The following is an 18,354-nucleotide window of genomic DNA, read 5'->3' as shown; positions in this document are numbered from 1 at the left end:
TACAAATATCTAGAACGAAATTTAATTTCGCCAGATTATTTCGCAATTTCAGCCAACATTTTTTCAATGTGTTGGATTGATTTTTCACGTCCAAGCAAGTAGATGGTATCTGGCAATTCAGGACCATGCATCTCACCTGAAACAGCGATACGGATTGGCATGAAGAGATTCTTCCCTTTGATACCTGTTTCTTTTTGGACTGCTTTGATTTGTGGGAAGATATTTTCTACCACAAACTCGTCATCTGACATAGCTTCAAGCTTGGCTTTGAAGGCTTCAAGTACCGTTGGCACTGTTTCACCAGCCATGACTTCTCGTTCAGCTTCTGTCAATTCTGGGAAGTCTGAGAAGAAAAGGTCTGTCAATGGAACGATTTCGTCAACTGACTTCATTTGTGGTTTGTAGAGTTCCACCAATTTTTTAGCCTTGTCTGTCAAACGTCCTGCTTTTTCGAGGAATAGCTTAGCCATTTCAAAGATAGTCTCAAGGTCCGCATTCTTAATGTACTCATTGCTCATCCAGTCCATTTTCTTCTGGTCGAAGGCTGCTGGAGACTTGCTGAGGCGGTTTTCATCAAAGAGCTTAATGAGTTCTTCACGAGAGAAGATCTCGTCTTCTCCACCAGGGTTCCAGCCAAGAAGAGCGATAAAGTTAAAGACTGCTTCTGGCAGGTAGCCTTTCTTACGATAATCTTCGATGAACTGAAGGGTGTTGGTGTCACGTTTAGACAACTTCTTACCAGTTTCAGAGTTGATGATCAAGGTCATATGACCGAACTCTGGAGCTTCCCAACCAAGTGCCTCATAAACCATAAGTTGTTTTGGTGTATTAGCAATGTGGTCATCTCCACGAATAACATGAGAAATTTGCATATCGTGGTCATCGATCACAACGGCAAAGTTGTAAGTTGGGTAGCCATCTTTCTTTTGGATAACCCAGTCCCCACCGATATTGCCACCTTCAAATTCGATATCACCTTTGACCATATCATGCCACTTATAGATACCAGACTCATTAACTGCCAAACGAACAGTTGGGATAATACCTGCGGCTTCACGTTCTGCAACATAAGCTGCTTTTTCTTCCTCGCTCATACCAAGGTATTCGTTAATGTAACGAGGTGTTTCACCAGCTGCTTCTTGGCGTTCACGTTCAGCTGCCAACTCTTCTTCAGTGACGTAAGATTTGTAGGCTTTCCCTTCAGCAAGCAATTGGTCGATATATTTTTGATAGAGTTCCAAACGCTCTGATTGGCGGTAGTTTTCATGAGTCTCTGGACTTTCATCCCAATCCATGCCCAACCAACGAAGGTTTTCAAGCTGCGAACGTTCTCCGTCTTCGACGTGACGCTTGCGGTCAGTATCCTCGATACGGATGATAAAAGTTCCACCATGGTGGCGTGCATACAAGTAGTTAAACAATGCTGTACGGGCATTTCCGATGTGTAGTAGTCCTGTTGGACTTGGTGCATAACGCACACGAATATCTTTTGACATATCTTCTCCTATATAGTCTCTAGGCGTCTGCCTTTTTGCTCTCTATATTATATCACAAGTCGTGCCAGAGTCCAATTTCTCTTTTCAAGAAAAAGCAAAAAGAGTGGTAAAACCACTCTTTTCAGCTCTATTATAGACGAGCGTTGAGTTCTTTGCTCAATTCTTCAAATCCTGGTTTACCAAGAAGGGCAAACATGTTACGTTTGTAAGCTTCAACACCTGGTTGGTCAAATGGGTTGATAGCATTCAAGTAACCTGAAAGGGCGATAGCCAATTCGAAGAAGTAGATAGTGTAGCCAAGAGTGAAAGCATCTTGCTCAGGAAGAGTCACGTACATGTTTGGTACGTCACCGTCAGTGTGGGCAAGAAGAACACCATCAGTCGCTTTTTTGTTTACAAAGTCAACGTCTTTTCCTTGAAGGTAACCAAGTCCGTCAAGGTCTTCTTCCAAAGTAGGAATGATCACGTTCTTACGTGGTTTGTCAACACGGACAACGGTTTCAAACATGATACGAGTTCCTTCTTGGATAAATTGACCCAATGAGTGCAAGTCTGTTGAGAAGTTAGCTGAAGTTGGGTAAATACCTTTTTGGTCTTTCCCTTCTGTTCAAGCACCCCTTGTGGATGCATTTGCTGGAAATTCCCTTGCACTGACTGGCTAGTTTGATTGACTTGCCAATCAACCACTGCGTCATCTATTTTTTCTAATTTAGACCCAGAAGCCTGGACTTTTTGTCCAGGCTCTGAATCAATTTTTTAGACTTTTATTTTTCTAAATTGCTTGATTTGAAATTTTATTATGGTTAAGCAGTTTCAAAAATCTGAATGGTAGAATCTTTATCAATTACTACCGCTTGATCTGCTACAACATGGAGTGTACCAGGAAGGCTCCCCTCTTTTGAACCATCAAAAGAAATCGTGATATGTCCCAGTCCAGTTAAATTTTTTTCTACTACATTTCCTACGGAACTAATCGAATATTCCTGATTATCTACCACCAGCTTGCCACCTTCTAGTATTGAACCTAGCAGATTTTTATTATCAATCTTAAAACAATACTCTGATAAATCTTCCGGTGCTTCTTCTCCAAATAAAATGAGCATATTGGCATCTTGAATCATATTCTGAGCTTCAGACCCTACTTGAATTACTTTAGTTTCAAAAATTTTCTTCATCTGATTTCTATTCATACTTTCTCTAATTTGTCATAAACTTAGGCTTATAGATAAGTTTAACATAATATAGCTACTCTGTTTACATGCGTCTATCAAAGGTCTACTGATAAAGACCAATACTAGCTATCCAAGCAACTAGCACCCGCGGAACACCATTGAGAAAGCGTGAATAAAGTACCGAAGGGACACCAACCTCAACTGTTTCAGCCTTGGCTTCAGATAGGCCGAGTGCTACAGGAATGAAATCACAACCGTTTTGAGTGTTGATAGCAAATAAAGCTGGCAGAGCCATTTGGGGCGGAATAGTCCCTTTTCCGATTTCGACTCCAATTAAAGTTCCAATAATCTGACTAATAACAGCTCCGGGACCTAACAAAGGAGATAGGAATGGTAAGGAACAGATAAAGCCAATTAAAACGAGTCCCCAGATGTTCCCCGCTAGGGGAACCATTAATTTTGCCAGCCAATTTCCAACACCAGATCCTTGAATAACCCCAATCAGCAAGGAAACAAAGGCCATGAAAGGAATTATTGTATTGAGCATTGTTTGGATGGCTTCACGAGCAGCCTGGTTGAAAGTTGCAACGACCTTACCAGCCCCCATCCCAATTCGTGCTACAATACTTGTTTCAGCTTTTTGCTCTGTAATTTTTTTACTAGTATCGTAAGTTGGCTTTTCAGTTACCACAGTTGTCGCTTTTTCGTCTTCATTAGCAGCAGAAATTTGATTAAGGCCAACTGCTGACACATAGATTTCCTCGGTTATATATTGAGCTAGAGGCCCACTTTTCCCTGTAGCGACAATATTTATTGTAGGGATTCCCTTTTTAGGATAAATACCACAGCGAAGAGTACCGCCACAATCCACGATTGCTAAAGCAATTTCCTCATCTGGGATAGAAGTTTTAAACCCATTAACAGCTTCCATACCGGTCAAATCAGCAATTTTATCTACAATATCTGGCTTTTCTCCGCCACCAGTAATATAGATGAATTTATGCTTAGCTTCACTAGGTGTAATGACCAAAGGTCCTCCGAAACCGCCATTTCCTTTAACAACTTTTATACTCTTATATGACATAATTTCACTCTTTCTATAAATCAAATGTTTTACTCAAGGTAACACCTTGCTGTTTTGCTACATAAGCAGTTGTAAAATCGGTCACCCAACCGCCTACAAAGTTCATGACAAGCCCAACAAGCATGTAACGAATGGCTAAGTCCATTTGACTTAAACCTAAAGTTTGAATTCCTGTTGCAATTCCCATCCATACAAACAATTCCCCAGGATTGATATGCGGAAATACACCATTTGAAGTATGGCAGAACTGCATCTGAGCTGCTACAAAACTAGGTTTATAATATTCTGGTAAGAAACGTCCCATACTGATTGCCATCGGATTCCCCAGCATAAAGGCTGAAATGAAAGGTAAAATCATATACCGGCTAACAGGATTTTTGGCAGAAATCTTAGCCAGGGAATTGACCTTCTCTTCTCCCAAGAAAGCGATAAGGGTATTCATTGCAATCAATAGCATTAAGACAAGCGGTACAATATTTGTCATCCAGCTAATAAAGGTTTCTCCACCTAATTGGAAGAGTTTCATAAAACTCTCTGCAAAATTTGTAATGTGATTCATAAGGAACTCCCTTTCTTATTTTTTTTAAATAACTGTTTAATAGATAATTGTAAGTAATTCGCATAAAAGCCGAATCCCAGAAAAGAATCAGATGAACTTGTCTCTTTCTCAATACCTGCCTCATGCCAAAGATAGACTTTTCTAGCATCTTCTATGGCTGATTGCATCAACTTATTTTCTTTTCTCACAAGAGGATTATACTTGTCAAAATAATGGATGTCTTCTCCAACATAATCGTCCATATTTTGAAAACGTGCTAAGATTGTGACTCCTTGCATTTTGCTAGCTTTAAGAACCCGACCGTTTTCATCAACCGCGAACATGACAATCGTACCGGATTTGATTCTTCCGGACTTCCTGCCAATCGCTACGCGCCCCAGTCTTCGGAGCATCGTATAGGTCTTATTGAAGTCTTTGAGTTGCTGCCAGCCGAGGAACATTTGAAATATATAAGCTGCCATGACAAATACAGCGAAAATTATTAGCGAATTCATTAAAATACTCCTTTGCTCTTAGAAAATGATAGAAACTCTGTCTCTGTTTCTACAGCCCTCAAAGCTTCTTTTAGAGAAGGCTCTCCTGCAATTCGAAAAATATCGTCATACAATTCCAGCAATTCACTCTCCATTTTGCTTTCAATTTCTGAGGGAATGGCGACTAGAAAGATAAATTCAATCCAATCATCTCCTTTTTGATAAGGCTCTTCTAGCTTTCCAAACATTAAAATAGTCTTTGCATAACCCTGGTTAATTGTATGGGGGAAGGCAATTCCTCCACCAAAAATGGTTGATTGTTTTTTCTCCCTATCAATTATCCGATTTCTAAAACCTTCATCAATCATCTGAAGTTTCTCTAACTCTGCAACCATATTTAGCAAGTATTGCTGATAGGTTTTTTGGGGACTCAACCGAAGAAAACGTAAGCTGACTGTTTCTAGATTTTTTTGATGAAAAGCATTGGCCCTCTGCCATTCTTCCCGCAGCCATTGATCATCAAAAAGATGATTAACTTGAATGACTGGAGATTTAGAATCTTTATATTTTAGAGGAACTGTCGTAAAAATCGCGAAATAGTCCTGATTCAAATCCAGATTAAAATCCTCTTCAGAATACTGAGTAATGTCTACATCATTTCCAAGGATTCGTCTGAGTTGCTGAATAATCATCGCAGCAGTTCCTCTTCCTGTTGTGCAAACTACTGCTATCTGCTTGCGAGAACCATTTACAACAGAGTTTTGCTTTCTTAAAATCATTTCAAAATACAAAGCCAGATATCCGATTTCAGATAATTCCAATTCAGAACCAAAAATTGCAGATAGTTCTTCTCCAGCAATTTTCGCCATTTCAAAAGCAAAAGGATATTGAGTTTGAACCTCGCCATGAAATATATCATTAGCTTGCACATGGAAAATCAGTCGATTGATTAAGGGGCCTAGATGAGACTTGATTTCTTCAAATAATTCTTCATCATCAAAGTTAACCAACATTGTTTCTTTGACTTTCTTGACAATCCCTTGAAAAATGTTTGCAAGCTGTTCAGATTGATAAGACGGCTTGCTTAAAGTGTCAATAAAACGGACATTAAAAGGAAAACACAAAAAGTCTATTTCAAACTGACTGAGGGAAATCTTATAAGTCATCACAATATGATAGATTAATTTCTCAACCAAAGGGGTCTCTGTTAAATCATTCCTATAGTAAGGAATAGGACAACTCAACACCCTAGATGCATGAATACGCTCCACCATAATTGAAATGGTCTTTCGAAGGAGTTCCTTTGTTTCTTTCGGGATTTTATACTCCTGGAGTAGCGTCTCCAGAAAAGAAGATGTTGCCTCGGTGAGTGTCCTTCCTTCAAAGTAAGGGGCCACTTGGTGAATATAGAGCAAGCGCAAATTCAGCTCGTCCCCCAAGACCTCCAGCCCACGGTTGGGCTTTCCTGAAATAGTGATAGAGTAACTCTCTGCCAAAGATTTTACTTGTTTTAAATCCTTATTAAGGGTACTTCTACTAACACCTGCTTCCTCAGCCAAGTCGTCAATAAGAAGAGGGGAGTTTGACTTAATTAAACGTTTTAGTAAATAGGCAATTCTTTTACTGGAAGAATTGAAGTCACTCTCCTGTTTTAAACTACCAGATAAAATCCTTTCCAACTCTGTATAGTCATACACTTCTAACATTAACTTATCATCTTGTGAGATAATCTGGATATTAGGAGCCAAAACATCATTTAATTGTTGGATACTCTTTTGCAAGGTTTGCATACTAATATCCAGCTCTGAGCGCATATCTACCAAGGAATAAGTTGGCTGTGAGACCATTTTTTCTAAAATGTTATACCATCGATTTACTAAGGTCAACTCTCTTCCTCACCTTCATTTTTTTAACCGCGAGTTTTCCCTCCAGCAATATTTGTAGTGACTCCAGTTATATAGCTAGAACGATCTGAAATATAGAATGCTACAAGATCAGCTACTTCCCGTAGTTTACCACTTCGTCCCAAAGGAGTTGTTGAAGTTGAAGCATAACCAGCTCGAATATCTTCTACCGTCTTTCCACGGGTATAAGCAAGAGCTTCCTCATAAGAAAGAGTTCGAAGCCCCGTAGCTTCCATAATTCCTGGAGCAATTCCAACCACACGTACACCATGCTTACCCAGCTCTTTCGCCCATGAACGAGTGTAACTATAGACTGCTGCTTTTGTTGCAGCATAGGCACTTTGTCCTTCAGAACCTTCCAAACCTGCTTCTGAAGCCATGTTCACAATTACACCTTTTCTATTTTTCACTAAAATACGTCCTACTGCCTGACTAACCAAATACAAACCTTTTTGATTAATCATTGTTACTTTTTCAAACGTTTCATCGTCTAACTCGTAAGGACCTTTAGGATTTTCTGCATCAATTAATAATCTGGGAACATTAATCCCTGCATTATTGACTACCGCATCAATATTGCCAAATCTTTCAACTATTTTGGCAACACCCTCTTCTACTTCAGAGCGAGAAGTTACATCAACTTTTACAAATAATAGATTCGGGTGACGCAAATCGTTGTCGCTAAGATCAAAATTCGCTACATTGACTCCTAATTCCAGCAATTCTTCAACGATTGCCTTACCGATCCCAGATGACGCGCCAGTCACAAGAACTGTTTTGCCTTTTATGTTTAACCAATCATTCATTTTGATACCTCTCAAATTTTATTTACAAGGCAATTATACAGCGCTTTCATAAAAGAATTAAGACACTCTTTTTTACACTTTTAAAAAAAATAATAAACTAATTAAGAGGCTTGTACTAAAAATCCACAAGAAATGAACTTGTGGATCTTTTTATATTCTAAATGAACTCAAAGCATATGAGAATCAAAGGCGTGCATTCAACTCAGCACCCAGCTCTTCAAAGCCTGGTTTCCCAAGAAGAGCAAACATGTTTTTCTTATAAGCTTCAACTCCAGGCTGGTCAAATGGATTGATACCATTCAGGTAGCCAGAAAGAGCAATAGCCAACTCAAAGAAGTAAATAGTGTAGCCCAAAGTGAACTCATCTTGCTCAGGCAGTGTCACAAACATATTTGGAACTCCACCATCAGTGTGTGCTAACAGCACTCCATCTGTAGCTTTTTTATTGACAAAGTCAACATCTTTTCCTTGCAAGTAGCCAAGACCGTCCAAGTCTTCTGCCAATTCAGGAATCAGCACATTTTTGCGAGGTTTATCTACACGGATAACTGTTTCAAAGAGGATACGGGTACCTTCCTGGATAAATTGTCCCAGAGAGTGCAAGTCTGTTGAGAAGTTAGCTGAAGTTGGATAAATCCCTTTTTGGTCTTTCCCTTCTGACTCACCAGCCAGTTGCTTCCACCACTCAGAGAAGTATTGCAGAGATGGTTCATAGTTAGCTAGAACTTCTGTCAGATAACCTTTACGGTACAAGATATTGCGTACAACTGCATATTGATATGCTTCATTTTCAGCCAACTTATCAGAAGCATAAGCCTTGCGAGCAGCATTTGCTCCTTCCATTAACTTGCTGATATCAGCTCCTGCAGCTGCGATTGGCAAGAGCCCCACTGCTGTCAATACTGTAAAACGACCACCTACACTATCAGGCACTACAAAAGTATCCCAGCCATTAGCATCTGCTTCAACCTTAACTGCACCTTTAGCGCGGTCTGTAGTTGCGTAGATACGTTGGTTAGCTTCTTCTTGACCGTACTTCTTAACCAAGAGTTCTTTGAAGACACGGAAAGCAATAGCCGGTTCAGTTGTTGTACCTGATTTAGAAATCACGTTTACTGAGAAATCTTTGTCTGATACATAGTCTACCAAATCAGCCAAATAGCTTGAAGAGATAGAGTTTCCAGCATAGAGGATCTGAGGTGCCTTGCGTTCTTCCTTTCTTTGCAAGTTTACAAATGAATTATTCAAGAAATCAATAGCTGCACGAGCTCCTAAATAGGAACCACCAATACCGATTACGATCAATACCTCACTATCAGATTGGATTTTAGCAGCAGCCTTTTGAATACGAGCAAATTCATCTTTGTCATATTCTTCAGGTAAGTTCAACCAGCCAGTCATTTCTGCCCCAGGACCTGTACCATTTCGCAGAGCAGAATCTGCTGCAGTCACTTGAGGCTGCATATAATCTAGTTCATGTGGTGCAACAAATTTATCTAATACTTTTGAATAATCAAATTTAATATGTGACATAATATTCCTCCAAAATTTCTTCTCTTCTATCATAACCCTTACCTTAGATTTTTTCAAGTTTTTATACTGAATTTTTCCAAATTTTATCATAATTTAAACATTTGCGTAAAAAATGTTACAATATTAAAATTTGAACGAAATAAGACAAAAAAACGACTAGGTTTCCAGTCGTTATAATTCATTCAATAAATACTCAAATAATTCTAAGTTGCCATCTTCTTCATTGACCAAAAATTCTGGATGCCACTGGAGACCAATAATACGGTGCTCGTCGATAGATTCGATTGCTTCAACAGTTTGATCACGTGGATCCACAGCCGTCACGCGGAAATTGGGTGCCAAGTCTTTAATACTCTGACGATGTACTGAGTTAACCTGACTTTCTTTACCAAATAATTTAGACACTACACTGCCATCCACTGTCTCAATAGAATGTGAAGTCCCAAAAGGTAGACCTTGCCAATGACCTTCAATATCCTGATTGAGTGTCCCACCAAAAGCAACGTTGACAAGCTGAACGCCACGGCAAATGGCTAAGATTGGTTTGTTCTGACGCAAGGCTTCTTGTAGAAGAGCTAGCTCAAACTCGTCGCGAGCTAGGTTATAGTCGTCGCTATCAATTGTTTTTTCCTCACCATAAAACTGAGGATGAACATTTTGTCCCCCAGTCAAGATGAGCTTATCAATCATTTCTACATAGTCATGGACAAGTGTCTCATCACCAACCGGAATGACCAAAGGAAGTCCGCCAACCTGACGAATACTTTCAGCAAATTTACAAGAGACTGATGAATGAATATTTTTTCCTTCTGCGTCCACAGGACATAGGTTTGCCGCTACTCCAACAACTGTTCTTGCCATCATTGATTTCCTTTCCTTTTCTATTGATAATCTTATCTTATCATCCTTGCCCACTCCTGTCTAATATGTATTTTTTAAGTCCGTGATAAAATTTTTTTATCAGAAAAAGTTGCCCAAAATTAGGACAACTTTTTTGCTTATACTCAATGAAAATCAAAGAGCAAACTAGAAGCTAGCCGCAGGTTGCTCAAAACACAGTTTTGAGGTTGTGGATAGAACTGACGAAGTCAGTAACACATATACGGCAAGGGGACGCTGACGTGGTTTGAAGAGATTTTCGAAGAGTATTATTCAAAGACAAATTGATTATGGTACAGTTCGGAGTAAAATCCTCCGAGCTTGAGTAATTCGTGATGATTTCCTTGTTCGATAACCTCACCATCCTTAAGGACAATAATCTGATCGGCATTGAGAATCGTTTTCAGGCGGTGAGCAATTACAAAACTCGTTCTTCCAGCTACAATTGCCTCCATGGCATTTTGAATCTTACTTTCTGTTACAGTATCAACGTTTGATGTTGCCTCATCCAAGATTAAGACCTGTGGATCTGTCATCAAGGTACGAGCAATAGAAATCAACTGCTTTTGACCGGTCGAGAAGACACTCTGGTCATCATCAATCAATGTATCATACTTGTCTGGTAGACTTTCGATATATTCATGGATATGCGTAGCCTTAGCAGCTGCTTCGACCATTTCCTGACTGGCATCTGGTACTCCAAATCGAATATTGTCCCGAATAGTTCCACTGAACAAAACAGAATCCTGTAGGACTATTCCTACCTTACTTCGCAAACTGTCTAAATCAAACTCGCGAATATCCCTACCATCAAAGCTGATACCACCTGCATCCACATCATAAAAGCGATTGATTAAGTTCATGATGGTTGTTTTCCCCGAACCTGTCGGACCAACAACTGCAATCATTTTTCCTTTTGGAGCTGAGATGCTGACATCTTTTAGAATCGGTTTCCCTGGGAGATAGGAGAAGTCTACGTTACGAATCTCCACACCCTCTTTTAATTCGCTAAAGGCTGGAGCATCTTGAGGACGAATTTCTTCCTCTGCATCAAACATTTCTTGGATACGGTCTGCACCTGTAAAGGCCAATTGCAAACTTCCCCAGCTCGCCGCTAATTGGATAATGGGCTGGTAATACTGTTGCGAAAACTGAGTAAACATGACAATCAAACCCAGAGCAGTTGCTGTCTCGATGTTCTTATCATTCAGTAAGACAGCTGAACCAACAAAAATAACTACTGCTGTATTGACCAAGCTCATCCCGTTCATAACAGGGAAAAGAATTCCTGAGAACATTCTTCCCTTGAAAGTGGCCTTTCGAACCCGTTCATTCTGCTCGACAAAACCAGCAATCACATCTTCTTGGATCCCTTGAACGATAACTGCTTTTTGTCCAGAGATACTCTCATCCATATAAGCATTGAGCTTCCCAACTTCTTTTTGTTGGAGGTTGGTATATTTCCGCGCTAGCTTCAGGATAAAGAACAACATGATAACAGCTATTGGAGTGCTGGCAATTGTGATTAAAGCCAAGGTGACATTTTTTGCGAACATGACAATCAGCAAGCCAATATAAAGGGCAATATTGGTCATGACAGACACTAAACTTTCGTTGAAAGCTTGGAGAATATTATCCAAATCACTGGTAAAACGAGACAGGATGTCTCCATCTTGATGGCGGTCAAAGAAGGAAACTGTCAAGCGAGAAAGCTTGCCAAAAAGTCCCTTACGCATCTCATTTGTAGATTCCGCAATAATGCGGCTCATCAAGACCATATAGATGAGACTAGACACTACTAAAACTATCAAAATATAAGCAAGATTAATCAGGAGTCCCAATAGACTTTGCCAAACCATATCTGGATTTCCATTTTGATAGGCTATAACCAAATTAGCCAGCTCTGTGACTGTTTGACCTGCAAAAACTGGAAAGAGGGCTTGTGCAATCGTTGCAATGATAATCATAGCAATGACAACGATAAAGGATATCTTGTAAACTTTAAAATAGTTCCAAAAAAATTCAAATGTCTTCATCCTACTCCTCCTTTCCTTTTTGCGTTTCGTAAATTTCACGATAAACTGGGTTTTTTGCAACCAAGTCAGCATGCTTGCCTTGACCAATCAAGCGCCCTTGGTCAAGCACTAAAATTTTATCAGCATGAACAACAGAGCTAATTTTTTGCGCTATGATAATCGTAGTCGTCCCCTTCAAATCCTTGTTGAGAGCTTCTTGAACCAAGCGCTCTGACTTGGCATCCAGTGCTGAAGTAGAATCATCAAATATCAAGATTTTAGGATTGCTGACAATCCCACGCGCAATGGACATTCTTTGTTTTTGACCACCAGAAAAGTTGGTCCCACGTTCCTCAACTGGACTTTCAAAGGCCAAGTCCATACGACTAATAAATTCACTGGCCTGGGCGATGCGAGCTGCGCGTTCCATTTCTGAAACTGTCGCATCTCCCTTTCCTTGTCTGAGGTTATCTGCAATGGTTCCACTAAAAAGAATGGCTCTCTGTAAAACGATAGAAACTGTTTTGCGAAGTGTCCCTTCACTAACTGTACGAATGTCCTTTCCGCCAATTTTGATTGAACCTTGCTGAGGATCAAACAGTCGTGGAATCAACTGAGCCAAGGTTGATTTCCCTGCACCAGTTGCTCCAACAACCCCAACCATCTCACCAGCTGCGATATCAAAGGATACATCTTTTAGGATAGGTTCTTCATCATTTGGATAGGTGAAGGTCACATTTTCAAAACTGAGACTTCCTTCCAATTCTTCATCTTCCACATCCTTGAAGGTCATAGCCGGTTCTGTATCCAGGATTTCACGAATACGACGGAAGGAAATCATGGCACGAGTAACTGAATTCCCCAAAAATCCAACCATGACGATGGTAAAGATAATCTGACTCAGATAGTTCACAAAGGAAGCAATGGAACCAACGACTGATGGATCTGACTCTGCCATACCTGCTACAAGCCAAATTGAGAGAAAAACAGCCCCATACGAAATCAACATCATTGCAGGTTGCATAACAGAAAAGGCATAACCAATATAAAGGTTTTCTCCCAATAATTCATCTGACACCTGCGTAAACTTATCAAACTGATCTTTTTCTCTTACAAAAGACTTAACCACGCGCACACCACGCAAATTTTCTTTAGCAATGGCATTGATACGCTCTAGTAAGGTCTGGAACTTTGAAAAGCGTGGTCCCACCACTCCCATCATAAAACCCATTATGACAACAATCAGAACGACCATGAGAACTAGCACCCACCATAGAGAAGGTAGGGTGACAACTGCTAGAATAAAGGAACCGATAAACAAAAGTGGTAGTCGAAAGAGAATTTGGAAGGTCATCATGACTACGTTTTGAATCTGGTTGATGTCATTGGTCATACGAACAACAAGATTCCCTGCGTTAAATTCCTCAATATTAGCGTATGAAAAAGTTTGAATCTTACGAAAGGCATCCTCCCGTAAGTCTGACGAAACTCCTTGAGCAATGTAGGCGGCTAACACAACATTGATGCCACCTGCAATCAAACCAATCAAGGCAACAAGGATTAACCAAAAACCAATATGATAAATAGCTTCGTTATCACCTGTTAGCAGTGCCTCTAAAACTTCCTGCAAATAACGTGGTTGCAAGAGTGAACTCGTTACCATTAATCCTGTCATGACCAAGGAAGCCAGTGCCTGCCATTTATAAGTTTTTATTTTCTGAAACAGCATATTTCCCCCTTCTAAGATAGATAAAAGGGAACGACAACTCTGTCAGTCCCTTCTTATGCTTTCATGTTGATGCTATTCTAACAAAAAAGAATGCTATTGTCAAAGCACTCAGCTCTCGCAAGCTTATGCAAGCACGACATTAGCATTCTATCAATCCTTTAAAAATTCTTCTAAATTTAGTGCTGAATTTTATTGTTCTGAACTAGCTTGCTCGTCTAATTGAGCTCGTCCAATTTCACGGTAGCTACGGTCCCCAACAATCTTGACTGAGAACTGACCATCTTCGTACTCTAGAATCGTCACACTTCCGTTATCCAGACCATGTGGATGCATGCCGTTAATGAGGTAAACAATAGTTCCAATTGTCATTCCATGACTGACAACGAGAGCACTTCCTCCACCATTGGCTTCCATTTCCTTGGCAATGGCTTCAAAACCTTCCCAGATGCGATCACTTAGTTTTTCCCAGCCTTCAGCCCAGCCTGCAGTATCCACTTCTACCAAGCCTTCAGCTAGTTCCGCATAGGACAAACGATGCACATGATCGACATTAAAGATACGAGGAATGATGCCCATAAATAGGTCCCCATCATAAGCACCATCAAAGCTACCAAAGCACCACTCACGGATTCTCTTATCCATACGATAAGGAATTTGCCCTGTTAAACCAAGTTCCTCAAGGATAATTCCCATAGTCTGAATGGTCCGCCCTGAGTCACTCGAGTAAGCACGCTCAAACTTTAAGCCAGACTCACGCAGGCCAATTCCCAATTCATGAATACCTCGCTCTCCCTCAGCTGTTAGGGGAGTATCACTCCAGCCTTGAGCACGCCCAATCGTATTAAACATTGTTTTCCCATGACGCACTAGATACAATTTTACACTTGCCATTTTCCGTCCTCCATATGTATCTATTATAGCATGATTTCAAGCAAAAACCTCGTCCAAACTACTCTGTGCCGTTCTTTGAAGGTGCTAATTTGGAAGACATAGCCATCTCTTTTTTAACCTGTTCTTCTTTTTTCTCCTCACTTCCTTCTTTAGACTTTTTTTCTGTTTTCTTCGTTTTGTCGTCGGTCTTTTTCAAAGGTGGAAAACGAAATTCAAATTGATTTTTTTCTGTAGAAATAGTCGTTGTGAAGAATTTTTCGTCATTTCGATAAGTTGACTTCCCTACATTAAAGGACTGCTCTCCATTTTCAGAAGTAGCTTTTTCATAGGTTCTCTTAGCCATAGCATAAGCCACCAGTTTCTCTTTATTTAAGACATAATCCTGATGATAAGCTACTTGCCGGTTCAGATAAAATTGCAACAGAAGACTAAAAATACCTGCCATTACAAGGGCATAAAGAAGAACGCCTGCTCTAACTTTTTTCTTTTTCAACACGATAGATAAACTCCCTCTCTAGTCCCTTTTCAAACTGAAAATTGAAATGAACATTTTGCCCTTTTTGGTAAATATGTGCTGATTTAAGGCCATAAACCATGGGTTGATAGCCACGTCCACTGGCATCTGTTTTCCGAAAATCATCTGACCTTGATTTACCCATGGAAATAGGTTTACCATCTTGTTTGAGATAAAGTCTATCATTCTCAACTTTTTCAAACTGGGCTCGATTCAACTCCGCTTCTAGTTGATCCACAAATAAGAGCCACTCCTTCTGCTCGCTTCTCTGCTGATAGCGAACCTCTGAAACCAAGAGTCGGCTCATAGATTGGAAAAGAAGCAAGCTACCACTAATAACGATAAGGGCAACCAAGGATTCTAAAAGAGTAAACGCTCTGACTCTACTTATCTTGAATCTCCAGTAATTTCTCCGTTCCATGGTGTACCTCCAAACCTTGCTCATTCGAGACAACATGAACCGTAAGGCCATTGACAGTCAACTGCTTTTGTCCAGTCTGCAAAGCCATACGAGCCACTCGCAAAACTTCTTCCTGTTTTAGAAGCTCTGCTTCTCTTTTTCTACTTTCTTGAATTTGTCCCAGCAAGAGGGTTGTAATACTTGCAAAAATGGCTAGTGAAATCACTGCCTCTAGTAAAATAACAGCCTTAATTTTTTGCTTCTTGAATACGTTTAATCTTTCCATTTCCTATATTTAGTCGATAGCGAACTACTTCTTTCCTTGTTTGAAATCTGATGCTAACCAGATAGGAACTACCTCCAGCCTTATCAAATGTTATTGACTGATGTGACTGAAGCTGAATCCCTTTAGGAATGGCTAACTTTTGATAACCATTACTAATGCTCCTCTCTTCTAACATTAAATTCATTTTTTGTTGACTAGCCAGACTTCGTTTCTGGGTTTCTCGATAAAGTTCCTCAAACTCCATGAAGAAAATTTGCTCTTCCACCGCCGCAAAAGTGGATTGAACTGAACTTGACAAACCCAAAGCCAAAATGCTGACTATCCCTAAAACCAATAGACTTTCTAGCATGGTAAAAGCCCTAATCCGCAACTGTTTGACTTGTCTTTTGTTTATCATGATACTCTTTGTAAGCTTTTGCTTGCTCAGCAGTGATACGTCCATCTGCCTGTAATTTGCTTAGACTAGCATCTTCATTTTTATCCAGACTATAGAGTTCAGCTTGGCTTTCTACCACCTTGACGACAGCTGCTTTCCCCTTATCATTGACTGCATCCTTTTGCTTAGTAAGATTTGGCACAAACAGTAAGAGTAGGACGCTAATGATAAGCAACACCACCAACATTTCTACCAGGGTGAACCCTTTTACCTTAGCTTCTTTTAATTTCATCATCATCTTTTTCATCTAAAAATTTACCTCCATATTTTGATACATGGGCAGCAACATAGCTGCGTACAATAAAACGATTAGTAGGGCCACAAAAATAAAAACCATAGGTTGTACTAGATTCATAGTACGATTGACTCTGGTAAAGAATGCCTCCCAAGTTTTTTCCGCATAGATTTCCAATTCGCTTCCCAACTTAGACTTGACCTCTCCATATTCAATGATTAATCCCAACTCCTTTCTAAAGAAAGGATAATCTTGCACAACTTTAGAAAATTCCTGCCCACTTTGTAGGGTCTGCTCTAAATCGTGTCCTATTTCCCTAAAAAGAAGATTCCCTTGCTCCTGCATCATCTGGAAAATCTGTGCCAACTCTAAACCTTGTCCAATCATATTTCCCCATTCCCGAGCATAATAAGCAGTTAGATAGTACTGAACAAACACACCTAAAAAGGGGATTCTAGCCAGATAAGAAAAGACTTGTATCTTCTTAGATTTTCTGTAGAATATCAGTCCTGTTAAAGATGCAAGACTTAGTGCCAGAATAAGTCCGAGAAAAATCTGTGGCAGGTTACTAATCACTAAGGTAGCTATGTTACTACTATCCAGTTGGGGCAAGAGATAATTCCGCAATCCTAGCATAATTAACAGTAAAAAAGCTAGCAAAATAAGTGGGTAGGTCGCAACTTCAATTAACTTCTTCTTGACCTTAGCAAGATTATCCAAATATTCTTCAATTTTCCCCAAACTCAAATGGAGATTTCCATGAACTTCAGCCAATGAAAGCTGAGTGACAATCGCACTCGAAAAACCTAAATTCCCCATCATTTCCGAGAAAGATTTTCCTTTCGATAGTCCTAGGCGCATCTGCGAAACATATTCCTTCTCCAACAAAAGACTTCTATCAAGAAAGGAAATGATTTCTACCAAGTGAAAACCACTAGAAAACAAATTGTTAAAGAGAGTGATGATTTTCTTCTGCTTACTGGTAGCTAATTTTCTCCGTTTCAGCTTGAAGGGCAGTGATATGTCCGTCTTTAAGAAGCTGATCAATTTGCTCATTCCACTTTTCTGCCTGGTGTTCTGAATAATTTTGGTTTGCAAAATCAATAATTCCTCCTCCCCCGATTAGTCTCTGGTAGCAAACACCTTGTAAAACAACTGCGAGTTCATCTTCACTAACACCAAGTTCTAAAAGACGCTCATAGACCCCACGAATACTCTTTGCATGTATGGTCGAAAACACTGTAGCTCCCGTTAAGCTCGCTCTTACAACAGCACGGGCTGTTTCGCTATCCCGGATTTCTCCAATGATTAAAAGATCTGGTCGGTGTCGCAAAGAAAGTTTTATCAAGTTTTCATAACTCAATCCAATAGCTTCATTGAGTTGTAATTGCAGCATCTCTTCTTGCTTAATCTCGACTGGATCCTCAATGGACATGACTTGTTGTCCCTTAAACAATGACTTAGCTAATTCATGCATTAAGGTAGTTTTGCCACTTCCTACAGGTCCTGCAAATAGATAAAGGCCGCGTTGCCTAAAGCCCTTTTCTAGTTCCTTAAGGTCTTGAAACCAGAAGCGCAACTCTTGTTCTTCATCGTGCAAAAGGCGAATAACTAAACTCTCATGACCACGATAATCTCCTACCGTCGATAAGCGGAGTGAAGAAACCTTGCCATCATGCTGATAATCACAGGACCCAAGCTGACTACGACGCTTTTCTCCAACATTCATCCCCGCAATAAATTTAAAATGACTAATCACTGCGCCCAACTTTTCAAAGTCATAGCTATTAATCAAACGCCTTTCATCACCTATTCGCATATGCAACTCATAACCCTTGTCCTTGGGAATAAAATAGATATCCTGAGCTCCATCCTTTTTTGCGAGACTAATCAATTCTTGTGCAAGTGCTTGTACCATATTCCCTCCTCAGTTAATTATTCG

Annotated in this window: 19 protein-coding genes and 1 pseudogene; all 20 read right to left on the bottom strand. The window is 39.9% G+C overall.

Annotated features, from left to right (window positions below; genetic code table 11):
- Positions 1–35: 35 nt before the first annotated feature.
- On the bottom strand, positions 36–1,496 hold the full coding sequence (gene gltX, locus RRU92_RS03520) for a glutamate--tRNA ligase (protein WP_315640446.1): 1,461 nt from the start codon (positions 1,494–1,496) through the stop codon (positions 36–38).
- Positions 1,497–1,626: 130 nt separating this feature from the next.
- Positions 1,627–2,103 (bottom strand): annotated as a pseudogene (gene pgi, locus RRU92_RS03515) (glucose-6-phosphate isomerase); the annotation flags it as partial.
- Between the two features lie 196 nt (positions 2,104–2,299).
- Positions 2,300–2,671, bottom strand: a complete 372-nt coding sequence (locus RRU92_RS03510; RefSeq protein WP_033585537.1) for a PTS glucitol/sorbitol transporter subunit IIA — start codon at positions 2,669–2,671, stop codon at positions 2,300–2,302.
- Positions 2,672–2,771: 100 nt separating this feature from the next.
- Positions 2,772–3,752 carry a PTS glucitol/sorbitol transporter subunit IIB gene (locus RRU92_RS03505; protein WP_000120696.1) on the bottom strand — a complete coding sequence of 327 codons (981 nt, stop codon included), beginning with the start codon at positions 3,750–3,752 and terminating at the stop codon, positions 2,772–2,774.
- Between the two features lie 13 nt (positions 3,753–3,765).
- The gene (locus RRU92_RS03500) at positions 3,766–4,311 is read right to left on the bottom strand and encodes a PTS glucitol/sorbitol transporter subunit IIC (protein ID WP_001015684.1); all 546 of its coding nucleotides are present in this window, start codon (positions 4,309–4,311) and stop codon (positions 3,766–3,768) included.
- On the bottom strand, positions 4,308–4,805 hold the full coding sequence (locus tag RRU92_RS03495) for a transcriptional regulator GutM (RefSeq protein ID WP_001086645.1): 498 nt from the start codon (positions 4,803–4,805) through the stop codon (positions 4,308–4,310). The genes RRU92_RS03500 and RRU92_RS03495 overlap by 4 nt, the downstream gene beginning before the upstream one ends.
- A complete protein-coding gene (locus RRU92_RS03490) occupies positions 4,805–6,631 on the bottom strand; it encodes a BglG family transcription antiterminator (protein ID WP_315640901.1) in 1,827 nt (608 codons plus the stop codon). Before RRU92_RS03490 ends, RRU92_RS03495 begins: the two co-directional genes overlap by 1 nt.
- A gap of 62 nt (positions 6,632–6,693) precedes the next feature.
- Complete coding sequence (locus RRU92_RS03485; RefSeq protein ID WP_001000838.1) at positions 6,694–7,494, bottom strand: SDR family oxidoreductase; 801 nt, start codon at positions 7,492–7,494, stop codon at positions 6,694–6,696.
- Between the two features lie 183 nt (positions 7,495–7,677).
- Complete coding sequence (locus tag RRU92_RS03480) at positions 7,678–9,027, bottom strand: glucose-6-phosphate isomerase (RefSeq protein WP_000018239.1); 1,350 nt, start codon at positions 9,025–9,027, stop codon at positions 7,678–7,680.
- A 171-nt stretch (positions 9,028–9,198) separates the two neighbouring features.
- Positions 9,199–9,888 carry a gamma-glutamyl-gamma-aminobutyrate hydrolase family protein gene (locus RRU92_RS03475; RefSeq protein WP_153225705.1) on the bottom strand — a complete coding sequence of 230 codons (690 nt, stop codon included), beginning with the start codon at positions 9,886–9,888 and terminating at the stop codon, positions 9,199–9,201.
- A gap of 287 nt (positions 9,889–10,175) precedes the next feature.
- Positions 10,176–11,942, bottom strand: a complete 1,767-nt coding sequence (locus tag RRU92_RS03470; RefSeq protein ID WP_311522999.1) for an ABC transporter ATP-binding protein — start codon at positions 11,940–11,942, stop codon at positions 10,176–10,178.
- 1 nt (position 11,943) lies between these two features.
- A complete protein-coding gene (locus RRU92_RS03465) occupies positions 11,944–13,650 on the bottom strand; it encodes an ABC transporter ATP-binding protein (RefSeq protein ID WP_315640441.1) in 1,707 nt (568 codons plus the stop codon).
- Between the two features lie 189 nt (positions 13,651–13,839).
- The gene (locus tag RRU92_RS03460) at positions 13,840–14,541 is read right to left on the bottom strand and encodes a histidine phosphatase family protein (protein WP_315640440.1); all 702 of its coding nucleotides are present in this window, start codon (positions 14,539–14,541) and stop codon (positions 13,840–13,842) included.
- A gap of 58 nt (positions 14,542–14,599) precedes the next feature.
- Positions 14,600–15,037: a competence type IV pilus minor pilin ComGG gene (comGG, locus tag RRU92_RS03455; protein WP_315640437.1), complete on the bottom strand. Its 438-nt coding sequence runs from the start codon at positions 15,035–15,037 to the stop codon at positions 14,600–14,602.
- Positions 15,015–15,476 (bottom strand): competence type IV pilus minor pilin ComGF, encoded by a 462-nt coding sequence (gene comGF, locus RRU92_RS03450; protein ID WP_315640436.1) that lies wholly within the window; start codon positions 15,474–15,476, stop codon positions 15,015–15,017. Before comGF ends, comGG begins: the two co-directional genes overlap by 23 nt.
- The gene (comGE, locus tag RRU92_RS03445) at positions 15,439–15,741 is read right to left on the bottom strand and encodes a competence type IV pilus minor pilin ComGE (RefSeq protein WP_315640434.1); all 303 of its coding nucleotides are present in this window, start codon (positions 15,739–15,741) and stop codon (positions 15,439–15,441) included. The genes comGF and comGE overlap by 38 nt, the downstream gene beginning before the upstream one ends.
- Positions 15,704–16,138: a competence type IV pilus minor pilin ComGD gene (comGD, locus tag RRU92_RS03440; RefSeq protein ID WP_075230215.1), complete on the bottom strand. Its 435-nt coding sequence runs from the start codon at positions 16,136–16,138 to the stop codon at positions 15,704–15,706. Before comGD ends, comGE begins: the two co-directional genes overlap by 38 nt.
- Positions 16,101–16,424 carry a competence type IV pilus major pilin ComGC gene (gene comGC / locus RRU92_RS03435; protein WP_315640431.1) on the bottom strand — a complete coding sequence of 108 codons (324 nt, stop codon included), beginning with the start codon at positions 16,422–16,424 and terminating at the stop codon, positions 16,101–16,103. Before comGC ends, comGD begins: the two co-directional genes overlap by 38 nt.
- Positions 16,425–17,468 carry a competence type IV pilus assembly protein ComGB gene (gene comGB / locus RRU92_RS03430; RefSeq protein ID WP_315640429.1) on the bottom strand — a complete coding sequence of 348 codons (1,044 nt, stop codon included), beginning with the start codon at positions 17,466–17,468 and terminating at the stop codon, positions 16,425–16,427.
- Complete coding sequence (gene comGA, locus RRU92_RS03425; RefSeq protein ID WP_070676995.1) at positions 17,389–18,330, bottom strand: competence type IV pilus ATPase ComGA; 942 nt, start codon at positions 18,328–18,330, stop codon at positions 17,389–17,391. Before comGA ends, comGB begins: the two co-directional genes overlap by 80 nt.
- Positions 18,331–18,354: the final 24 nt, after the last annotated feature.

It is taken from the genome of Streptococcus sp. DTU_2020_1001019_1_SI_AUS_MUR_006 (assembly GCF_032340315.1).
Lineage (GTDB): Bacteria > Bacillota > Bacilli > Lactobacillales > Streptococcaceae > Streptococcus.
This window is presented reverse-complemented; position numbering and strand designations above follow the sequence as displayed.

Coding starts and splice junctions, on each gene's coding strand:
- gltX (WP_315640446.1), bottom strand. CDS start 1,496: ATGTCAAAAGATATTCGTGTGCGTTATGCACCAAGTCCAACAGGACTA.
- RRU92_RS03510 (WP_033585537.1), bottom strand. CDS start 2,671: ATGAAGAAAATTTTTGAAACTAAAGTAATTCAAGTAGGGTCTGAAGCT.
- RRU92_RS03505 (WP_000120696.1), bottom strand. CDS start 3,752: ATGTCATATAAGAGTATAAAAGTTGTTAAAGGAAATGGCGGTTTCGGA.
- RRU92_RS03500 (WP_001015684.1), bottom strand. CDS start 4,311: ATGAATCACATTACAAATTTTGCAGAGAGTTTTATGAAACTCTTCCAA.
- RRU92_RS03495 (WP_001086645.1), bottom strand. CDS start 4,805: ATGAATTCGCTAATAATTTTCGCTGTATTTGTCATGGCAGCTTATATA.
- RRU92_RS03490 (WP_315640901.1), bottom strand. CDS start 6,631: ATGGTCTCACAGCCAACTTATTCCTTGGTAGATATGCGCTCAGAGCTG.
- RRU92_RS03485 (WP_001000838.1), bottom strand. CDS start 7,494: ATGAATGATTGGTTAAACATAAAAGGCAAAACAGTTCTTGTGACTGGC.
- RRU92_RS03480 (WP_000018239.1), bottom strand. CDS start 9,027: ATGTCACATATTAAATTTGATTATTCAAAAGTATTAGATAAATTTGTT.
- RRU92_RS03475 (WP_153225705.1), bottom strand. CDS start 9,888: ATGGCAAGAACAGTTGTTGGAGTAGCGGCAAACCTATGTCCTGTGGAC.
- RRU92_RS03470 (WP_311522999.1), bottom strand. CDS start 11,942: ATGAAGACATTTGAATTTTTTTGGAACTATTTTAAAGTTTACAAGATA.
- RRU92_RS03465 (WP_315640441.1), bottom strand. CDS start 13,650: ATGCTGTTTCAGAAAATAAAAACTTATAAATGGCAGGCACTGGCTTCC.
- RRU92_RS03460 (WP_315640440.1), bottom strand. CDS start 14,541: ATGGCAAGTGTAAAATTGTATCTAGTGCGTCATGGGAAAACAATGTTT.
- comGF (WP_315640436.1), bottom strand. CDS start 15,476: ATGGAACGGAGAAATTACTGGAGATTCAAGATAAGTAGAGTCAGAGCG.
- comGE (WP_315640434.1), bottom strand. CDS start 15,741: ATGGAAAGATTAAACGTATTCAAGAAGCAAAAAATTAAGGCTGTTATT.
- comGD (WP_075230215.1), bottom strand. CDS start 16,138: ATGATAAACAAAAGACAAGTCAAACAGTTGCGGATTAGGGCTTTTACC.
- comGC (WP_315640431.1), bottom strand. CDS start 16,424: ATGAAAAAGATGATGATGAAATTAAAAGAAGCTAAGGTAAAAGGGTTC.
- comGB (WP_315640429.1), bottom strand. CDS start 17,468: ATGAGCAAATTGATCAGCTTCTTAAAGACGGACATATCACTGCCCTTC.
- comGA (WP_070676995.1), bottom strand. CDS start 18,330: ATGGTACAAGCACTTGCACAAGAATTGATTAGTCTCGCAAAAAAGGAT.